15 protein-coding genes are annotated in these 19,060 nt (G+C 34.5%); 12 read left to right on the top strand and 3 right to left on the bottom strand.

Annotated features, from left to right (window positions below; genetic code table 11):
* Positions 1 to 12: 12 nt before the first annotated feature.
* The 6 genes from L1S35_RS12155 (at position 13) to ctlX (ending at position 9,209) form a co-directional block, all read left to right on the top strand.
* Entirely contained in the window at positions 13 to 2,052 is a 2,040-nt protein-coding gene (locus L1S35_RS12155) for a M13 family metallopeptidase (RefSeq protein ID WP_236401068.1), read from the top strand.
* A gap of 371 nt (positions 2,053 to 2,423) precedes the next feature.
* On the top strand, positions 2,424 to 4,772 hold the full coding sequence (locus L1S35_RS12150; RefSeq protein WP_236401065.1) for a hypothetical protein: 2,349 nt from the start codon (positions 2,424 to 2,426) through the stop codon (positions 4,770 to 4,772).
* Positions 4,773 to 4,830: 58 nt separating this feature from the next.
* Positions 4,831 to 6,747, top strand: a complete 1,917-nt coding sequence (locus L1S35_RS12145; RefSeq protein WP_236401063.1) for a T9SS type A sorting domain-containing protein — start codon at positions 4,831 to 4,833, stop codon at positions 6,745 to 6,747.
* A 148-nt stretch (positions 6,748 to 6,895) separates the two neighbouring features.
* Positions 6,896 to 7,810, top strand: coding sequence for a dimethylarginine dimethylaminohydrolase family protein (locus tag L1S35_RS12140; RefSeq protein WP_236401061.1), 915 nt, complete (start codon positions 6,896 to 6,898; stop codon positions 7,808 to 7,810).
* 43 nt (positions 7,811 to 7,853) lie between these two features.
* Positions 7,854 to 8,222, top strand: coding sequence for a four helix bundle protein (locus tag L1S35_RS12135; RefSeq protein ID WP_236401060.1), 369 nt, complete (start codon positions 7,854 to 7,856; stop codon positions 8,220 to 8,222).
* 51 nt (positions 8,223 to 8,273) lie between these two features.
* Positions 8,274 to 9,209, top strand: coding sequence for a citrulline utilization hydrolase CtlX (gene ctlX, locus L1S35_RS12130; RefSeq protein WP_236401058.1), 936 nt, complete (start codon positions 8,274 to 8,276; stop codon positions 9,207 to 9,209).
* An 85-nt stretch (positions 9,210 to 9,294) separates the two neighbouring features.
* Here ctlX and L1S35_RS12125 read toward each other — a convergent pair whose 3' ends face one another.
* Both L1S35_RS12125 and L1S35_RS12120 read right to left on the bottom strand, forming a co-directional pair.
* On the bottom strand, positions 9,295 to 9,918 hold the full coding sequence (locus L1S35_RS12125) for a chromophore lyase CpcT/CpeT (protein WP_236401056.1): 624 nt from the start codon (positions 9,916 to 9,918) through the stop codon (positions 9,295 to 9,297).
* Between the two features lie 11 nt (positions 9,919 to 9,929).
* Complete coding sequence (locus L1S35_RS12120; RefSeq protein WP_236401054.1) at positions 9,930 to 10,553, bottom strand: MarC family NAAT transporter; 624 nt, start codon at positions 10,551 to 10,553, stop codon at positions 9,930 to 9,932.
* A 111-nt stretch (positions 10,554 to 10,664) separates the two neighbouring features.
* Between L1S35_RS12120 and L1S35_RS12115 the strand changes: the two genes are divergently transcribed.
* A complete protein-coding gene (locus tag L1S35_RS12115; protein WP_236401052.1) occupies positions 10,665 to 11,030 on the top strand; it encodes a CoA-binding protein in 366 nt (121 codons plus the stop codon).
* On the opposite strand, the gene L1S35_RS12110 is transcribed toward L1S35_RS12115, so the two are convergent.
* On the bottom strand, positions 11,027 to 12,523 hold the full coding sequence (locus tag L1S35_RS12110) for a sodium:solute symporter (protein ID WP_236401050.1): 1,497 nt from the start codon (positions 12,521 to 12,523) through the stop codon (positions 11,027 to 11,029). The genes L1S35_RS12115 and L1S35_RS12110 overlap by 4 nt on opposite strands.
* 156 nt (positions 12,524 to 12,679) lie before the next feature.
* On the opposite strand from L1S35_RS12110, the gene recR reads away from it, so the two are divergent.
* From recR to L1S35_RS12085, 5 genes are all read left to right on the top strand, one after another.
* Positions 12,680 to 13,300, top strand: a complete 621-nt coding sequence (gene recR / locus L1S35_RS12105; protein WP_236401047.1) for a recombination mediator RecR — start codon at positions 12,680 to 12,682, stop codon at positions 13,298 to 13,300.
* Positions 13,301 to 13,377: 77 nt separating this feature from the next.
* Positions 13,378 to 14,166, top strand: a complete 789-nt coding sequence (locus tag L1S35_RS12100) for a polysaccharide biosynthesis/export family protein (protein ID WP_236401045.1) — start codon at positions 13,378 to 13,380, stop codon at positions 14,164 to 14,166.
* An 11-nt stretch (positions 14,167 to 14,177) separates the two neighbouring features.
* Positions 14,178 to 16,658 (top strand): polysaccharide biosynthesis tyrosine autokinase, encoded by a 2,481-nt coding sequence (locus L1S35_RS12095; protein WP_236401043.1) that lies wholly within the window; start codon positions 14,178 to 14,180, stop codon positions 16,656 to 16,658.
* A complete protein-coding gene (locus L1S35_RS12090) occupies positions 16,645 to 17,625 on the top strand; it encodes an SDR family oxidoreductase (protein ID WP_236401041.1) in 981 nt (326 codons plus the stop codon). The genes L1S35_RS12095 and L1S35_RS12090 overlap by 14 nt, the downstream gene beginning before the upstream one ends.
* 7 nt (positions 17,626 to 17,632) lie before the next feature.
* Positions 17,633 to 19,024: a UDP-glucose 6-dehydrogenase gene (locus L1S35_RS12085; protein ID WP_236401039.1), complete on the top strand. Its 1,392-nt coding sequence runs from the start codon at positions 17,633 to 17,635 to the stop codon at positions 19,022 to 19,024.
* Positions 19,025 to 19,060: the final 36 nt, after the last annotated feature.

Below are 19,060 nucleotides of genomic sequence, written 5' to 3'. Positions count from 1 at the left end.
AACAATAAACTTATGCAATTAAGAAACAAACTTACCCTAAGCATGCTATCGGCCTTATTCGCGATAAGCTGCAGTCAAAAAGAAATTCAATACGAAGATCCTTTACTTACCAACCGAGATACAACGGTTAATCCGGGCGACGATTTTTTTCATTATGCCAATGGAGGTTGGTTTAAAAAACATCCTATTCCAAGCACGGAAAGCAGCAACGGAATTTTTAGAACTATAGGAGATACAATTAATGCTCAGATTAAAAGCATTTGTGAAAAATCAGCCAAAAACAGCGATGCAGTAAAAGGAAGCAACGAACAAAAGATAGGTGATTTTTATGCTTCAGGAATGGATACATTATCCATTGAAAAAGCTGGATTGAAACCATTAGCAGCTGCTTTATCAAAAATCGAAGCCATTACAGATGTTCCAACTTTGATGAATACTATTGGGTATCTTCATACGATTGGTTCCGGTCCGGCGTTTTCTTTTTATGTTGGGCAGGATGATAAAATAAGTTCAAAAAATGCTTTGTTCTTTGGGCAAGGCGGTTTGGGTTTAGGCAACAGAGATTACTATTTTAATACTGATGCCGATGCAGTTAAAATCAGATCTGAATATATAAAGCATTTGGGAGCAATGTTCCGTTTAATGGGAGACGATGCAGCGACAGCAAAGACTGCTGCGATTACGGTTATGAAATTGGAAACGGATTTAGCTAAAAACAGTAGAAAATTAGAAGCACTTCGTGACCCAATAAAGAATTACAACAAGATGAGTTTGGCGCAATTCAAATTATCAACTCCTTCAATTGCATGGGATAATGTTTTGCCACAATTGGGCATTACAAAAGCAGATACGGTTATTGTAGGACAACCTGAATTTTACAAAGGATTGGATAAGATTGTTACTTCATATAGTATTGCCGATTGGAAGACGTATTTGAAGTGGGATTTGGTTAACTCTTATGCTTCATATTTGAATAATGCTATCGAAAAGCAAAACTTTGCTTTTTATTCAACAGTATTGAATGGTGTAAAAGAGCAAAAACCAAGATGGAAACGAATCGTAGAACAAACTGACGGTTCATTGGGAGAATTGATAGGCCAAGTATATGTTGCAGATTATTTGCCAAAAGGTTCAAAGGAAAAGCTATTAGAAATAGGAAATAACATTCGTGATGTATATGCAGAGCACATCAAGAAATTAGATTGGATGAGCGAGGAAACCAAGAAAAAAGCACTTTTCAAGTTGAGTAAAATAGTGATGAAAGTAGGTTATCCTGATAAATGGAAAGATATGAGTAGTGTTACCATTAACAGAAGTACCTATTGTGCCAATGTTATGGCTGTCAATAAATGGTCATATGATTATATGATTAAAAAGTATGGCAATCCGGTTGACAGAACCGAATGGGGAATGTATCCACAAACATACAATGCCTATTACAATCCGAGCAATAATGAAATTTGTGTTCCGGCGTGTAACATTTTGGTTCCCGGATTTGAAGGAAGAATGCCCGATGATGCTATTTTGTATGGTATAATTGGAGGTTCTACTTTTGGTCACGAAATTACACATGGTTTTGATGATCAGGGAAGTCAGTACGATGACAAAGGCAATCTGAAAGACTGGTGGACAACAGAAGATAAAGCAAAGTTTACTCAAAAAACTAAAGCAATTGTGGCGCAATTCAACAAGTTTGAACCGCTTAAAGGTAAGTTTGTGAATGGTGATGCAACACAAGGTGAAAACATCGCGGATTTAGGTGGTGTTGTTATGGGATATGAAGCTTTCAAAAAAACAGCTCAATACAAGAATAATGAAAAAATAAGCAATTTTACGCCCGACCAAAGGTACTTTCTGGCTTATGGTTATGCTTGGATGGTACAAGCTAAAGATGAAGCAATATCGAGACAAATTATGTCGGATGTTCATTCACCTGCACAATTCAGAATCAATGGACCATTAATGAATATTCCTGAATTCTATAAAGCATTCAACATAAAACCGGGTGATAAAATGTATCTGCCTGAAAAAGAAAGAGTAGTCATTTGGTAATGGCTAAAACAAAAAAATCCCTATCAATTGATAGGGATTTTTTTTTGAATATACTTTTTTTATGCCTTAAAAGTAGGTGTATAAAATCATTTATTTTAAAATTAAATTATGTAAGATAAATTAATTAGTATTTGTAAAAAACATGCATTTCATCGATTATATATGTATTTAATGGATTTATTTTATTTAAACAATATATATTTGGATATAAGATTTCGAATATCAAATTCTAAAAAGTAATTCGATATTTAAAATTTTAATCCCTACCCCCTAAAAGATTAAAATTGGTTTTATACCAGTTTGTTATTAAGAAACAAAAAAAATTAAAATAACATTTTAATTAAATTATTAACGTATTAAATCTTTTAGTTATGAAAATGAAATTTACTCTTCTATTTACAGTATTATTTATTGCTGGAATCAATTTTGAAGCCAAAGGCCAAGTTGATAATACTTTTACAGGTGAAAACGCTGGCGTTAATAATACAGGGAACTATAATACAGGATATGGACTTAACTCATTAATTAATAATAACAGCCATAGTAATAGTGCTTTTGGAATAGAAACATTAAGTTCTTCTTCAGGGGGATTTAATTGTGCTTTCGGAAATTGGTCACTAGCTTTGAATGGAAGCGGGAGTTTAAATTGTTCATTAGGAACCAGAACTTTATATAATAATGTTACTGGTTCATCTAATATTGCGATTGGGCATAGATCGTTAGAAGCTAATATATCCGGAAATAACAATACAGCAGTTGGTTATGCAGCATTATTGACTAATGTAGGTAGTTCCAACACGACAATAGGAAGTTATAGCCCAAGAAGTTTGCTGTCCGGAGATTCTAATATTTTTATAGGAGCAGAGACAGCAATCAACTTATTGAGTGGTAGCAATAATGTTTTTTTTGGAAATAGAATAGCTGTTTCAAAATTTCCATCCACACCATTCTTAGCTGGAAATGATACCAATCAATCGATAATTATTGCTGATGGTTTAGGAAATCAGAGAATTTTTATTCAAAAAAATGGCAATACGGGAATTGGTTTGGGTAATAATGTCATTCCGGTTAACAAATTAGATATTAAAGGTGGTGTTGCTATTGGTAGAAACTTCACACCAGACGGGGTAACACCGGGAATTTCAGCTCCGGCGAATGGTTTAATGGTCGAAGGACGCGTAGGGATAGGAACCACTTCGCCAAACAATAAAATGGAAATCACACATGGAGTAGAAGGTAATTCAGGACTTCGCTTTACAAATTTAACCAGCAATTATACCCCACCAACATCTCAAGTGTCTAATAGGTTTTTAACGGTTAATCAAAATGGTGATGTTGTTTTAAATAAAATGAGCAATGCTGTTGAAACTAACGTTCTATCATCAAACGCTAATTTAATGACCAGTAATGTTAATAGTGTTTCGTCATCATCAACGATTATTAATTCTATTTCTAATACTGTAAATAATAATCAATTAGTTACTACCGTAAATGGTGTTGCCAGTGCTCCGGTAAACTTAACCGATATTTCAGGGCTTGACGCCAGTGCTACTAACGAGTTGCAAACACTTTCACAATCAGGAAATACAATTACACTTTCAAATGGTGGTGGTTCATTCACATTACCATCATTTACAGATATTCCTCAAACCATTTCACAATCAGGAAATACAGTTACACTTTCTAATGGCGGCGGTTCATTTACACTACCATCATTTACAGATACTGATGCCCAATCATTAGCGTTAACGGGCAATACGTTATCTATTTCAAATGGAAATAGTGTGACACTTCCAACTTATGTTGAAACACCACAAACGCTTTCACAAACAGGAAATACTGTAACGCTTTCTAACGGCGGAGGTTCTTTCACACTTCCATCACCTCAAGCCCCACAGACACTTTCACAAACAGGAAACACGGTTACACTTTCTAATGGCGGAGGTTCATTTACTTTACCAACATTAGTTGACAGAGATGAACAAACCTTATCGCTTACAGGAAATGTATTGCATATCTCTAACGGGAATAGTGTAGTATTGCCTAATCACGGACCGCAATCTATCACTCAAAACGGAGCTATAGTAACTCTTTCTAATGGTGGAGGTTCAATAACGCTTCAATCGACCATTGTAACAGCAGGAAATAATGTGTCTATATTAGGAAACGGAACAGCAGGTACACCTTATGTGGTAAGTTCTACGGATACCAGTCTGTATGCAGACAATGGAAATATCAATCCGGCCACAACCGTTAACGGTAACAGAGTTGTATCAATGAACGGTAGCAACATTTGGTTTAATAGTGCACCTACTGAGCCAAACGGAAAAATTTACATTGGTTCAAATGCTTCATATCCATCTACAACCGGAAATTATAAGCTGTTTGTTGAAGGCGGAATCTTAACCGAAAAAGTAAAAGTAGCTTTGAGAAGTACAGCCAATTGGGCAGATTATGTTTTTGAAAAGAATTATGACTTAATGCCTTTGAAAAATGTAGAAGAATATATTGCTAAGCATAAACATTTACCTGGAATTGATTCTGCAAGTGAATTGGCTAAAAACGGACTTGATTTAGCAGAAATGCAAGCCAAACATATGGCTAAAATTGAAGAGATGATGCTTTATATTATTGAGCAAAATAAAACTATTGAAAAAAACATCAAGGATATTGAAGCATTAAAAAAACAAGTAGAAACACTAACAGCTAACGAAGATTGATATGTATAAGATACTAAAAACAGTAATAGTTTGTGCTATTTGTTTTAACTCTTATAACATGTCAGCACAACTTAGTGAGTACTTGAATTCTGAAGAAAGAAGAATTTCAAGTGCCAATAAAATAGAGGTAGAAATTCAGAAGTTCATTGATGATAACTATAACAATTATGTATTGTCAAAAGAAGTCACTGACGATGTAATTAATCATCTAAGAAGTGAAGAAGAATTTACGGATGCTGAACTGCAAAACGCCATTAAAAAAACAAAAATTTACGAATTAAGAAAGTTGTTTTTTACCCAAAATCCGGATAAAAAAGAAAGCTATTTTGCACGACCTATGCCCGTTGCAGTGCAGCAAACATGTGTGAATGGTGATTTTGAAAATGGGACAGCAGGGTATTCTTTTTGGTCAGATGCACATCCACAGCCTGCTTCTGGAACTGCATTTTTTTTATCGTGTGCTACTCCAACAGCACCTACCATTTTTAATGCTGTAACGCCAGCAGTCAATGATCTAAATGCTGCTGTAACATTGATTGATAATACAAGTCCGAGTTACCAACAATACGACCCAGTATTAGCGGGTTTAGGAGTAAACGTTCCGACTCTGTTTCCAAGCGGTGGTAACAAATGCATTAAGCTAAACAATGAAATGGGTTTTGGTTCTTCTGATATCACAACGGTTTCACGTTATTTTCCAGTTATAAATCAGGAAACAATTGATTTTAATTTTTCGTTGGTAATGGATAACAAGCCGGCACACGGACAACCAATTCAACCTTTTTTCAGGGTTAGGGTTTTAGACCGATTTAATAATGTTGTAGATGAAATTTGTATCGTTGCCGATCCTGATAACTGCTTGTTTAACGTTATTTATGTTAGTAGAAGCAGAAGAGTGCTTTACACCGATTGGATTTGTGCCCGATTGAATGTAGGTGAAATTTTAGGTCAACCCGGAACAATCGAATTTACGGTAAGTGACTGCCAGCCTTCAGCACATTTTGGAACAGTTTATATCGATAATATTTGCGGTTCTGTTTGTGCTTCTCCTAAACTTGGAGCGCTAAATACAAATGCAACTAATATTAATTGCCCTGATACTATTGGGAATACACCAATTCAGGTTTGTGGTACGTATCAACCGCCTTATAATGCAACCTTGAGTTCTATCACATTAGATATTACTCAAAACGGAACAGTTGTAGGGACGCTAAGTGCTCCAACACAACTTACCTCGAATACGTTTTGTTTTACCGTCTTGCCAAGTATGTTCGGAGTAAGCCCAACAGGAAATTTTGAATTTCAGATTGATGCCAATTTTAATGTAAACTGCCCCGCCGGAACATTTATTTATACCATTTCAGACAACTCGGCTGGCGTTGGACCCGATGTAACTTTTATAGATTGCTGTTTGCCAACATTAACATTAACATCTCCTGCAGATAATCTTAATAATTTGGCTACAGTAGCTTTAAAAGAAAAGGAAAGGTCGGATTGGATTAAGGCAGCAAATATAGTATCAGTCGGAAACAATGCTGTGGCAAATGGAGTAGTGTATCACGCTGCAAATTATGTCGAATTAAATCCGGGTTTTGAGGCTTTATTTGGAGCTCAATTTTCAGCTTATCCCGAAGGATGTACAGCAAGTTATGCGTATAAAACGCAACTGCCAAATGCAAATCCGAGAACGGACGAAACTTCAAGTGTTGATGAAACAATCAATCTGATAAAAGTGTCAAAAGATTTTGCCATAGTGCCAAATCCGTCAAGCAGTTTTATCGAAATCATAATGAAAGATGCCAAATTCTTTAAGTTCAGCATTACAACCATTGATGGTAAGATTGTAAATGAAAGAAACATCGAGAAAACAGATAAAACCATAATTGATGTGAGCCGCTATGCAAATGGCATCTACATAATAAATGTCACAGCCGAAGATGGGCAATTGTACACCAAAAAACTGATTAAGAATTAATTTCAACCTACTTTAAATACTTATAAAAAAAGCTTCTCATAATCGGGAAGCTTTTTTTATGAAATCGTTAAATTAAAAACTTAAAATTAAGAATAATTTATATTTCAACTTGCTTTCTATATATTTGCTCATTGCCAAAAGCTATTTTATGCTACAATTAAATGTAAAAGACGAAACATCACGACTAAGGGCTGTTGTGCTTGGTTCAGCTATAAATAATGGACCAACTCCAACTGCCGATGAAGCCTATGACCCAAAATCTTTAGAACACATTCTCGCCGGAACTTATCCTGTCGAAGCCGATATGGTTAAAGAAATGGAAGCTTTCAATCAGGTTTTTCAAAAGTATGACGTAAAAGTCTTTCGTCCACAAATGATTGAGAATTACAATCAGATTTTTGCACGCGACATAGGTTTTGTGATTGATGATATTTTTATAAAATCGAATATTCTTCCTGATAGAGAACGTGAATTAGATGCGATACAATACATTATAGACCAAATAAATCCGGCAAAAGTGGTTCGTCCACCCGAAGAGGTACATATAGAAGGCGGCGATGTGATGCTTTGGAACGATTATATTTTTATCGGAACTTATAAAGGTTCGGATTATAAAGATTACATTACAGCGCGAACAAATATCCAAGGCGTAAACTATATAAAAGAATTATTCCCGAATAAAAAAGTAAAAGAGTTTGATTTAGTAAAATCAAAACTGGAAGCTCGTGACAATGCATTGCATCTTGACTGCTGTTTTCAGCCTGTTGGAAAAAACAAAGGAATAATTTATAAAAGCGGTTTCCGCGAAGAAGCTGATTATGTTTTTTTAGTCAACCTTTTTGGTAAAGAAAACCTTTTTCACATCACTCGTGAAGAAATGTATAATATGAATTCCAATGTGTTTTCTATTGCTGAAAATGTAGTGGTTTCTGAACAAAATTTTACCCGATTAAACAATTGGCTCCGCGATAATGACTTCATCGTTGAAGAAATTCCGTATGCCGAAATAGCAAAGCAGGAAGGACTTTTGCGATGTTCAACTTTACCTTTAATTCGGGATTAGTTGTCTGTTCTCTGTTCTCGGTTCTTCGTTAAGTATAAATGATATGAATAGTTATAAAGATTTAGATATTTATAAAATGGCTTTGGATTTATTTTATCAAGTCCATCCAGCATCATTGATTTTACCAAAGTATGAGCTTTATGAGTTAGGGAGTCAGTTAAGAAGATCGTCTGATTCTGTTCTTTCAAATATTGTGGAAGGTTATGGGAGAAAAAGATATAAAGCAGAATTTATTAGATTTTTAGTTTTTAGTCATGCCAGTTGCTTGGAAACAAAAGCACATTTAGAGAAAATCAATCATTTGTATGGAGGGCTAATTCCTGACAATTTAAAATGGATTAATGAATATGATATATTGGGAGCAAAAATTTTTACTTTTATAAAATATGTCGAAGATAATTGGAAAACATAATTCCACAAAACAAAACCGAGGACAGACAACTGATAACCGATAACACAAACAATGAAACAAACTACCAACTCCATATTGATGATTCGTCCTGTGGCTTTTCGCATGAACGAACAAACTGCGGTGAATAATTATTACCAAAAAGTACTTGACGGACTTTCTCCTGAAACGGTGAATGCCAAAGCGCAAAAAGAGTTCGATACTTTTGTGGCCAAATTGCGAAAAGTTGGCGTAAATGTGATTGTTGTTGAAGATACTTTGGAGCCAAATACACCAGACAGTATTTTCCCGAATAACTGGATTTCATTTCACGAAAGTGGCGATGTTGCTTTGTATCCCATGTTTGCCGAAAACCGCCGCGCCGAAAGAAGAGAAGATATCCTTGATATTCTCGAAGATGAAGGTTTTCAAATCAACCAAATTGTAGATTATACTTCAGCAGAAGAAGATAATGTGTTCTTAGAAGGAACAGGAAGTTTGCTGTTAGACCGAGAAAACGGAAAAGCTTATTGCGCGCTTTCGCCAAGAGCTGACGAAGAAGTAATGATTGAGTTTTGTGAAGATTTCGAATTAACTCCGGTTATTTTTGAAGCTTTTCAAACAGTAAATGGCGAACGAAAACTGATTTATCATACCAATGTGATGATGTGTCTTGGCGATACATTTGCCGTAATTTGCGCCGATTGTATTGATGACAAAAAAGAACGCAAAATGGTGCTTGACAGCCTTCGTGGTGATGACAAAGAAATCATCTTAATTACCGAAGAACAAGTCAATAATTTCGCCGGAAACATGCTCGAAGTTAAAGGTAAAAACGATGAACGATTTTTAGTAATGAGTGAGTCAGCCTATAAGAGTTTAACTAAAAAACAAATCGCGCAACTCGAAGCTCACGTCGAAATAATCCACTCCAGTTTAGACACAATTGAAGCCTGCGGCGGAGGAAGTGCCCGTTGCATGATGGCAGAAATTTTTCTTCCGAAAAATTAAATTTCAAATTTCAAATTTCAAATCCCAAATTCCAAACTATAATTATTTGGAATTTGGGATTTTCTTTTTTGGAATTTGAATTTTTTTATTGGATTTTTATGAATTCATAACCACCTTTGGTAGCACCCCAAACTTGTTTTCCGTCTTTATCAAAACCTTGATCCCAAGATAAAATTTCGTTTTTGGTTACAGTTACTTTTGAATTCGCCCAACTGGCACCACGTAATTCACTTGGACAAGTTTTATTACCGGTTGCACCTTCAAATTGGTTTTTACCAGTGCGTTTCAATACTACTTCACAACCTTGTTTTAATTCGATGTCAGCTTCGGTTAATTGGTCATAAACTTCCGGAGTTGCCCATTTGCCAATCCAAGCTTTTTCATCTTTTAGGGTATAAATTTCACTGATAAAATTATCGCCTCTTTGTGATACTTTATAAATTCTCACACGATAAGGTTTATCTTGCTTGTCAAAAATAGCCTGTTCTACAAAAAGGTAATGGCCCTTGGTTTTCCAAATTGGTGTCATTCTTAAAGAAATATTGAAATAGTCTTTATCCGCTAAAGATTGTTTTTCCGAAGAATAATGTCCTTGCATAACAGTTACTAATTCTTGTAATTCCTTGCTGCTTTTTAATGATTGATTTTGGGTTGATTTGCAACCGATGAATAGCATAATAACTGCTAAAAAAGATAGTGTTTTCTTCATAAATAATTTGATTAAATTCCTCTGATAATACTCAAAACCGAGCTAATAATATATTGAATCCCGATGGCAATAGTCAGAAAACCAACAATTCTCGAAATCGCTACAATTCCTGAAGCACCAAGATATTTTGCCAAATAATGCGCACTGCGCAGAATTAAAAAAACAACAATGGCAACAGCTAAAATGGCAAGCGTTGAAAGTATAATTTCATTAGCTGTATTGTGTTCCTGGTAAAAAGCAATCAATAACGATATAGAACCCGGACCGGCAAGCATAGGCATCGCTAACGGTGTTAAAGCTATATCGTTTCTGTTTTCAATGTCTTGTTGTACTTTTTTGTCGATTCCGCGATTTTTCTTGAATTTTCCGTTTAGTAATCCAAATCCTGAACTTGCTATAATGATTCCGCCTGCAATTCGAAGAGCCGGAATGGTTATCCCAAAAAAGGTTAAAACATATTGCCCGATAAAAAACGAAATAATCAGAATAATGAAGACATTAATAGCAGTCCAAAGCGAAACACGAGAGCGTTCTTTTTTGGTATAACCTTGTGTTAAACCAACAAATATAGGCACTGTCCCAATTGGATTCAGAACCGAAAATAGCGCTGCGAACAGAAAAATAAAAAGCTCCATAGTTTTTTTGCAAAGATAAAACGGCAGTTTCACTTTAATTATTAAATAGAAGTTAAATAAAACTACCGAAACATAAAGTTACTATTATCTTTGACACCAAGAAATGAAATCATGAAAAACAAAAAGACTTTAGTGCTAGGTGCCACAACAAAACCTGAAAAATATGCTTTTATCGCTATCAATAAATTAGTAGAAAAAGGACATAGTGTTTTGGCAATTGGGCAAAATTCAGGCGAAGTTGCCGGCGTTAAAATTCATACCAAACAAATTCCACTTGCCAATATCGATACGGTAACTTTGTACTTAAATCCAAAACGCCAGATAGACTATTATAATTATATTATCGAAACCAAACCCAAACGTGTCATCTTCAATCCGGGAACGGAAAATCCACTGTTTTATCAACTGTTGCAAAGCAATGGTATCAAAGTAGAAGTAGCTTGTACGTTGGTTTTGTTGGCTACGAATCAGTATTAATATCGGGTATTTTCAGTCGCAGGTTTACTAATCAAAAGTAATCCAACAAACGTAATCAATCCGTTTACAATAATCAGTTCGTTATCAATTACATAATTTCCAAAAAGCGCAGCTGAATTTTTGCTAATCAAAAAGCAAATCGCCGGTGAAAGCAGACAAATAAAAGGAACAAACTTGTCGTGCACTGTTTTCGATTTCATAAACAATCCAAATGCATACAATCCCAAAAGTGGTCCATAAGTGTAACTCGCCACTTTAAAAATCATCGTAACTACGGATTTGTCATTCAGCGAATTAAAAATTATAATCACCAAAAACATTAATGCTGAAAAACCAACATGCACGAAATGACGTGTTCTGACAATGTTGGGTTTGTTCTGATTTTCGGTTTTATCCATACCTAAAAAATCGACGCAAAAAGAAGTTGTCAAGGCGGTCAAAGCCGAATCAGTTGTAGCAAATGTAGCTGCGGTTAAACCCAATAAAAAGATGATTGCCGGAACAATACTCAAATGTTTAAAGGCAATTTCTGGAAATAAATAATCGGTTCTTGCAACGCCATCAACCATTGGAATTGCAATGCCATTTTTTTCGGCATACAAGTACAATAATGCGCCAACACTCAAAAAGAAAATATTAATAATCACAAAAACCGTAGTAAACGTAAACATGTTCTTTTGTGCTTCGCCAATGTTTTTGCAACTCAAATTCTTTTGCATCAAATCCTGGTCAAGTCCGACCATCGCTATAGTCACAAATATTCCACCCAAAATTTGTTTCAATACAAAGTTCCCTTTCAGATAATCTTCATAGAAAAAGACTTTAGAATAATTACTTTTTTTCACTGCTTCAAAAGCTTCAACTGCGCCAAAATCGAGACTATGGCAAACGAAAATTATGGTTAGAAATACCGAAGAAACTAAGAAGAAAGTTTGCAATGTGTCGGTAATAATAATGGTTTTCAATCCGCCACGATAGGTGTAGGCAAAGATTAGTCCCAATGAAATCAAAACCGTTAAAGCAAACGGAACATCAAACGCATCAAACACATAACGCTGCAATACAATCACCACCAAATACAATCTAAATGATGAACCAATTGTTCGGCTGATTAGAAAAATTGTTGCAGCAGTTTTATAACTTATAACACCCAAACGCTGTTCAATATAACTATAAATTGACGTCAGATTCATACGGTAATACAACGGAAGCAACACTTTGGCAATGATTAAAAAACCAATTGCATTTCCGAGAACAAATTGAAAATATTTGAACTGCAAATCGGGATTGCCAACTTCGCCCGGAACCGAAATAAATGTCACTCCGGACAGCGCTGTTCCTATCATTCCGAAGGCAACCAAATACCATTTTGAGTTTTTATTGGCTTTGAAAAACGTATCGTTATCAGAGCTTTTTTTGCTGACCAAATTGGAAATCAAAATCAGTAATCCGAAATAAATGACGATGATAATAAGAATGGTTGTTGGCGACATAAGTTTGGTTTTTACTGTTGCCAAATTAGTAAAAATTGTGGATGTGGTTATTCGGTGATTTGGTTATTTGTAAAGAAATAGATGTTAATAAAAAATATCTTTTCTAACATTCTAAAAATCTAGTAATCTAACAGTCTATTTTGCTATTTTTGCCACATGGAATTTTCTTCAAAACTGCTCGAAAAAGCGGTAAACGAAATGGCGCAATTACCAGGAATCGGAAAGCGGACTGCTTTGCGGTTGGTTTTGCATTTGTTAAAACAGCCTTCTGAGCATACTCAGTTTTTGTCACAAGCGTTAACAACTATGCGTGAGGAAATTAAGTTTTGTAGCAGTTGTCACAACATTTCTGATGTTGAAGTGTGTGAAATCTGCAATAATCCAAATCGAAATCACAAAATTATTTGTGTTGTAGAAGATGTCCGCGATGTCATGGCTATTGAAAATACCAATCAGTTTAAAGGAATTTATCATGTTTTAGGTGGAAAAATTTCTCCGATTGATGGCGTTGGTCCAAGCCAATTAAACATAGATTCTTTAGTCGAAAAAGTAAAATCGGGAGAGATCGAAGAATTAATTTTTGCGCTAAGCTCAACTATGGAAGGCGATACAACGAATTTCTATATCTTCAAAAGAATCAAAGACTATACGATAAAGACATCAACCATTGCCAGAGGAATTGCAGTTGGCGATGAATTAGAATATGCCGATGAGGTTACTTTGGGAAGAAGTATCTTGAACCGAGTACCTTTTGAAAATACCCTTAAAAACATATAACAAAATAATAGCAGACTACATTTTTGTAATTTAGAATTGAAAAACTATCTTTGTTTGCTAATTTTTTTAAAAAAATAATGAACCAACCCAAAATATATTTACTACTACTGCTGAGCGTTTTAGTTACTTCCTGCATACCAAAAAAAGATTTGATTTATCTGCAAGATAAAAAAGGTGTTGCCAATGAGGTAGTTACTCCTTCAAATCAAAACCCTTATCGTCTCCAATCAAATGACATTTTGAGTATTACTATAAAAGCTATAGACTCAAAGTTAGTTGGAATATTTAATAATACAGATGGACAAATAGGAGGAGTTGTTAACGAGCAGAGTAATTATTTTACAGGTTATTCGGTTGATGATCATGGTAACATCAGATTACCAATACTTGGAGAAATTAATGTTCTAGGATTTACTGTCGAGGAAGTTAGAATTAAAATTGAGAAGATACTTCTCGAAAAATATTTTAAAGAAGAAGCCGGAATTTATGTTCTTGTGAAATTAGCAGGTTTTAGATATACTATAAATGGAGAAGTTGGTAATACTGGAACAAAGACACTATACCAAGATAAGGTAAATATAATGGAAGCTATAGCTAATTCAGGTGATATTACAGTGACAGGTGACAGAAAGGATGTAAAAGTAATACGAAGATTTCCACATGGGAATGAGACTTTTAGTATTGATTTGACAGATGCTAATGCCGTAAATTCTCCCTGTTTTTACCTACAACCAAATGATTATATATTGGTTAATCCATTGAAACAAAAAACATGGGGAACCGGAAAAACGGGAATAGAATCTCTATCTACCATTATTACGCTATTATCATTAGCAACAACGACTTATTTGCTACTTAGAAATTAACACCATTTTTCATGCTAGACGTAAAAGATTTTACTTTTTTTGATAAACAAAACAGCTTTGATTTTAAAGGTTTTCTAATTAAAACTTTAAGTTATTGGAAGTGGTTTGTGATTGGATTAATTATTACTTTTTCTATCGCTCACCAAGTTAATGTCAGAAAGCAAAAGATTTATGGAATTGAAACTACTATAGCAGTTCAGGAAGAGAACAATCCTTTTTTTACTTCAAATACAAGCTTGGTCTTTAATTGGGGAGGAACTTCTGATAAAGTCCAAATGATTTCTACTACACTAAAATCAAGGTCACACAACGAATTAGTGGTAGATAGATTGCAATTTTATGTCGATTATTATAAACAAACAAAATATTTTTTACAAGATGTTTATGGTCAGGTGCCATTTAAAGTAATTATAGATAAAAGCCAGAACCAATTATTTGACCAATTTATAAAAGTAAAAATGGTTTCTAATAATTCGTATCAAATTACTATTCCATTTCAAGCCAGCAATGCTGCAGTCATCAGATATATTGATAATAAGAAATCAACTATTCCTATAGATAATAAAGAATTCAAAGAAGTATATAAAATAGGGGAAGATGTCAACCTGCCTTTCCTTCACTGGAAATTAGAGTTGTCAGATTTTGATGAAAAAAACTTTAATGAAGAAATATTAGTTAGGTTCAACTCTTTTGATAATACGGTCTCAGCGTGTATGGGTTTAAACGTAGTAATTGATGAAAAAGCAGGATCCATTTTAAAAATTGGAGTGCAGGGAACCAATAAGAACAGAATGGTTGATTTTCTTAATACCACTGTCGATGTGTTAATTAAAAAACAACTAGCTAATAAAAATAAATTTGCTGAAAACACTATAAACTTCATTGATGAAACTTTAGGTTCAATGGAGAAACAATTAAAAGATTCAGGTGATGAATTAAAGGATTTTGGTAAAAACAATAATATACTTGATATTGAAGAAGGAGGTTCAAGTTTCAAGACACAACTGATAGATTTTGATACAAAAAAAGATGCCGTAGAAAGGAAAATAGCTTATTTAAATTCATTAAGAAAGTATTTGAAAGAAAGTGTTGACTTCTCAAAATTACCTGCGCCAACGGTTGCAGGAATTGAAGAACCTAATATCAATACCAATGTTGCTAAAATAATTGCACTATCAATACAGCGATCAGAGTTAGCCTACTCGGTAAAAGGTTCGTTTTCCTACGAAAGATTAGATAATGAGATACAGTCGGTTAAAAAGGTATTGTTGGAAAATGAGTCTACTTATAGAAATTCTTTACTATATGACTTAAATATTGCCAATCAAAAAATCGCAAAAATTGAAAGTGAAATTAGCAGATTACCGGAAAACAAACAGGAATGGTTGAAGTTATCCAGAAAGTATAATTTAAGTGATAATATTTACAATACATTTTTGCAAAAAAGAAGTGAAGCATCTATTGTAAAGGAAGCCAATGTATCGGATATTCAATTTATTGATCCTGCCAAAGATGTTGGTGGTGGGTTATTAGGTCCAAAAACGAGCGTAAACTATGTGTTGGCTTTTTTTATGGGATTGTTAATTCCGTTAATTCTGGTTTTCTTTATTTTCTTTATTAGTAATTCAGTTCAAAATATTGAAGATATTTCTGCACAAACTCAATTACCGCTAATAGGTATTGTTGGGGTTAAACATTCTGAAAGTAATTTATCAGTGTTTGAAAGACCAAAATCAGCTCTTTCCGAATCATTCAGGGCTATTCGTTCTTCTTTACAATTTTTATATAAAAAGCAAAGCGTTGATGGTTCTAAAACACTGATGCTGACATCCTCTGTCAGTGGTGAAGGAAAAACGTTTTGTTCCTTAAACATTGCAACGGTGTTTGCACTTAGCGAAAAGAAAACGATAATTCTGGGATTGGATTTAAGAAAACCAAAAATCTTTGATGATTTTAATATCAAAAATGAATTCGGAGCAGTCAATTTTTTAATAGGGCAAAAATCGTTGGACGAGGTTATACAAAAAACACATATTCCCTATCTTGATGTTATAACGTCAGGACCAATTCCTCCCAATCCTTCAGAGTTAATCCTTGGAGATTCGATGAAAGAGATGATGGAGCAATTAAAGGGAAAATATGATTACATTATACTAGATACACCGCCTGTTGGATTGGTTTCTGACGCTTTAGAATTATCCCAATTCTGCGATGTTACCTTATATGTAATAAGACAAAATTTCACCAAAAAAGAAATGTTGACCTTATTGAATAACAGAACAAAACGTGGCGAACTTATTAACGTGAGCATTATTTTTAATGGTTATGAAAATAAAGCCAAATATGGTGTTGGTTATGGCTATGGTTATGGCTATGGCTATGGATATGGATATGGCTACGGAAGTGGCTATCATGAAGAGGAAGAACCAAAAGAGTTTTTTGCCAAATGGAAATACCGAATATTGAAAAAAATTAAGGATGGCAGAAAATAAAGAAACAATATTAATTACCGGTGGTGCCGGATTTATTGGTACTAATTTGTGTGAATATTTTTTGTCAAAGGGATATTTTGTTATTTGCTTTGATAATTTCGCAACAGGTCATAAACATAATATTGCCGAATTTCTGAAACAAGAAAATTTTAAATTAATAGAAGGCGATATTAGAGATTTAACACAATGTAAAAATGCCGTTATCGGAGTCGATTATGTATTGCATCAAGCAGCATTGGGTTCTGTTCCCCGTTCTATAAACGATCCGATCACGAGTAACGAGGTCAATGTTTCCGGATTTTTAAATATGCTTGTTGCTTCGAGAGATGCTGGCGTTAAAAGATTTGTTTATGCCGCAAGTTCATCAACTTATGGTGACTCTGAAGCCTTGCCAAAAGTAGAAGACAAAATTGGGAAACCTCTTTCGCCTTACGCTATTACAAAATATGTAAATGAGTTATATGCCGAAATTTTCAGCAATACATATGGTCTTGAAACAATAGGTTTACGTTATTTCAATGTCTATGGAAGAAGGCAAGATCCAAACGGAGCTTATGCCGCAGTAATCCCAAAGTTTGTGCAGCAATTGATGAAACATGAAAGTCCAATTATTAATGGAGACGGAAATTTTTCAAGAGATTTTACCTATATAGATAATGTGATTCAAATGAATGAGTTAGCGATGCTGACTCAAAATCCGGAAGCCGTTAATACAGTTTACAACACCGCTTTTGGAGATAGAACAACACTAAACGATATGGTTTCTTATTTAAAAGAATACCTGTCCGAATTTGATGAAACTATTTCAACTGTTGATGTCGTCCATGGTCCAAATAGAGCAGGTGATATCCCGCATTCTTTGGCAAGTATTGATAAAGCAAAAAGATTATTAAACTATACTCCCAAATACTCTTTTCAAGATGGTTTGAAAGAAGCCGTAAAATGGTATTGGAAAAATCTAAAATAAAATTAGCATGAAGATTAAAAATATTTGTTGTATTGGAGCTGGATATGTTGGTGGACCAACGATGACAGTCATCGCCCAAAAATGCCCTAATATTAAAGTTACAGTAGTCGATTTAAACGAAGACCGAATAGCAGCTTGGAATGATAAAGACGTAAATAATATACCAATATACGAACCGGGATTAAATGAAATGGTTGGCAATGTTCGTGGAAAGAATTTGTTTTTTTCTACCGAAGTTGACAAAGCCATTGATGAAGCAGATTTGATTTTTATATCCGTAAATACACCAACCAAAACCTATGGCACAGGAAAAGGTATGGCAGCCGATTTAAAACACATAGAACTTTGCGCCAGACAAATTGCCAAAGTAGCCAAAGACAATAAAATTATAGTTGAAAAATCAACCTTGCCTGTTAGAACAGCAGAAGCTTTGAAAAGCATTTTAGATAATACCGGAAACGGCGTGCAGTTTCAAATACTTTCAAATCCGGAATTCCTGGCCGAAGGAACAGCTGTTGAAGATTTGCTAAGTCCGGACAGAGTTTTAATAGGTGGAGAAACTACTCCCGAAGGTCAGGAAGCTATAAAAGCATTGGTTGATGTTTATGCCAACTGGGTTCCAAGAGAACGAATTCTAACCACCAATGTTTGGTCTTCAGAATTGTCAAAATTGGTTGCTAACGCCTTTTTAGCGCAACGTGTTTCTTCTATTAATGCAATTTCAGAATTATGCGAAAAAACAGAAGCCAATGTCAGCGAAGTAGCTAAAGCTATCGGAATGGACAGTAGAATTGGACCAAAGTTTTTGAAAGCCTCCGTTGGATTTGGAGGTTCTTGTTTTCAAAAGGATATTTTGAATTTGGTCTACATATCAAAAGCATTCGGTTTAAATGAAGTAGCCGATTATTGGGAACAGGTTATCATTATGAATGATCATCAAAAAAGACGTTTCTCCAAAAATATCGTACAAACACTATACAATACGGTTTCAGGAAAAAAGATAACCTTTTTAGGTTGGGCATTTAAAAAAGACACTAATGATACGCGAGAATCAGCTGCAATTTATGTAGCCGATGATTTAATAAATGAGCAAGCTAAGATAGCTTTGTTTGACCCAAAAGTATCACAAAAACAAGTGTTGTCTGATTTGGATTATCTTGCTACCAGAAAACCAGCAGATAACGAAAAACATATTACATCTTATGACAATCCTTATGATGCTTGTAAAAATGCACATGCCATTGCTATATTAACTGAATGGGATGAATTTAAAGAATACGATTGGCAGAAAATTTATGATAGCATGCTGAAACCGGCTTTTGTATTTGATGGCAGAAACCTTTTAGATGGTGAAAAGTTAAAAGCGATTGGGTTTCATTTTCAATCGATCGGTTCTTAGTTAAATAAATTTATATTTGCTCCCGCTTTTAAGATT

Source organism: Flavobacterium anseongense, from assembly GCF_021608185.1.
Taxonomy (GTDB): domain Bacteria; phylum Bacteroidota; class Bacteroidia; order Flavobacteriales; family Flavobacteriaceae; genus Flavobacterium; species Flavobacterium anseongense.
The sequence above is the reverse complement of the archived record's forward strand: the minus strand, read 5'-3'. Positions and strand labels throughout refer to the sequence as shown.

Coding starts and splice junctions, on each gene's coding strand:
- L1S35_RS12120 (WP_236401054.1), bottom strand. CDS start 10,553: ATGGAGCTTTTTATTTTTCTGTTCGCAGCGCTATTTTCGGTTCTGAAT.
- L1S35_RS12100 (WP_236401045.1), top strand. CDS start 13,378: ATGAACCAACCCAAAATATATTTACTACTACTGCTGAGCGTTTTAGTT.
- ctlX (WP_236401058.1), top strand. CDS start 8,274: ATGAAACAAACTACCAACTCCATATTGATGATTCGTCCTGTGGCTTTT.
- L1S35_RS12155 (WP_236401068.1), top strand. CDS start 13: ATGCAATTAAGAAACAAACTTACCCTAAGCATGCTATCGGCCTTATTC.
- L1S35_RS12135 (WP_236401060.1), top strand. CDS start 7,854: ATGAATAGTTATAAAGATTTAGATATTTATAAAATGGCTTTGGATTTA.
- L1S35_RS12090 (WP_236401041.1), top strand. CDS start 16,645: ATGGCAGAAAATAAAGAAACAATATTAATTACCGGTGGTGCCGGATTT.
- L1S35_RS12095 (WP_236401043.1), top strand. CDS start 14,178: ATGCTAGACGTAAAAGATTTTACTTTTTTTGATAAACAAAACAGCTTT.
- L1S35_RS12150 (WP_236401065.1), top strand. CDS start 2,424: ATGAAAATGAAATTTACTCTTCTATTTACAGTATTATTTATTGCTGGA.
- L1S35_RS12110 (WP_236401050.1), bottom strand. CDS start 12,523: ATGTCGCCAACAACCATTCTTATTATCATCGTCATTTATTTCGGATTA.
- L1S35_RS12140 (WP_236401061.1), top strand. CDS start 6,896: ATGCTACAATTAAATGTAAAAGACGAAACATCACGACTAAGGGCTGTT.
- recR (WP_236401047.1), top strand. CDS start 12,680: ATGGAATTTTCTTCAAAACTGCTCGAAAAAGCGGTAAACGAAATGGCG.
- L1S35_RS12115 (WP_236401052.1), top strand. CDS start 10,665: ATGAAAAACAAAAAGACTTTAGTGCTAGGTGCCACAACAAAACCTGAA.
- L1S35_RS12125 (WP_236401056.1), bottom strand. CDS start 9,918: ATGAAGAAAACACTATCTTTTTTAGCAGTTATTATGCTATTCATCGGT.
- L1S35_RS12085 (WP_236401039.1), top strand. CDS start 17,633: ATGAAGATTAAAAATATTTGTTGTATTGGAGCTGGATATGTTGGTGGA.
- L1S35_RS12145 (WP_236401063.1), top strand. CDS start 4,831: ATGTCAGCACAACTTAGTGAGTACTTGAATTCTGAAGAAAGAAGAATT.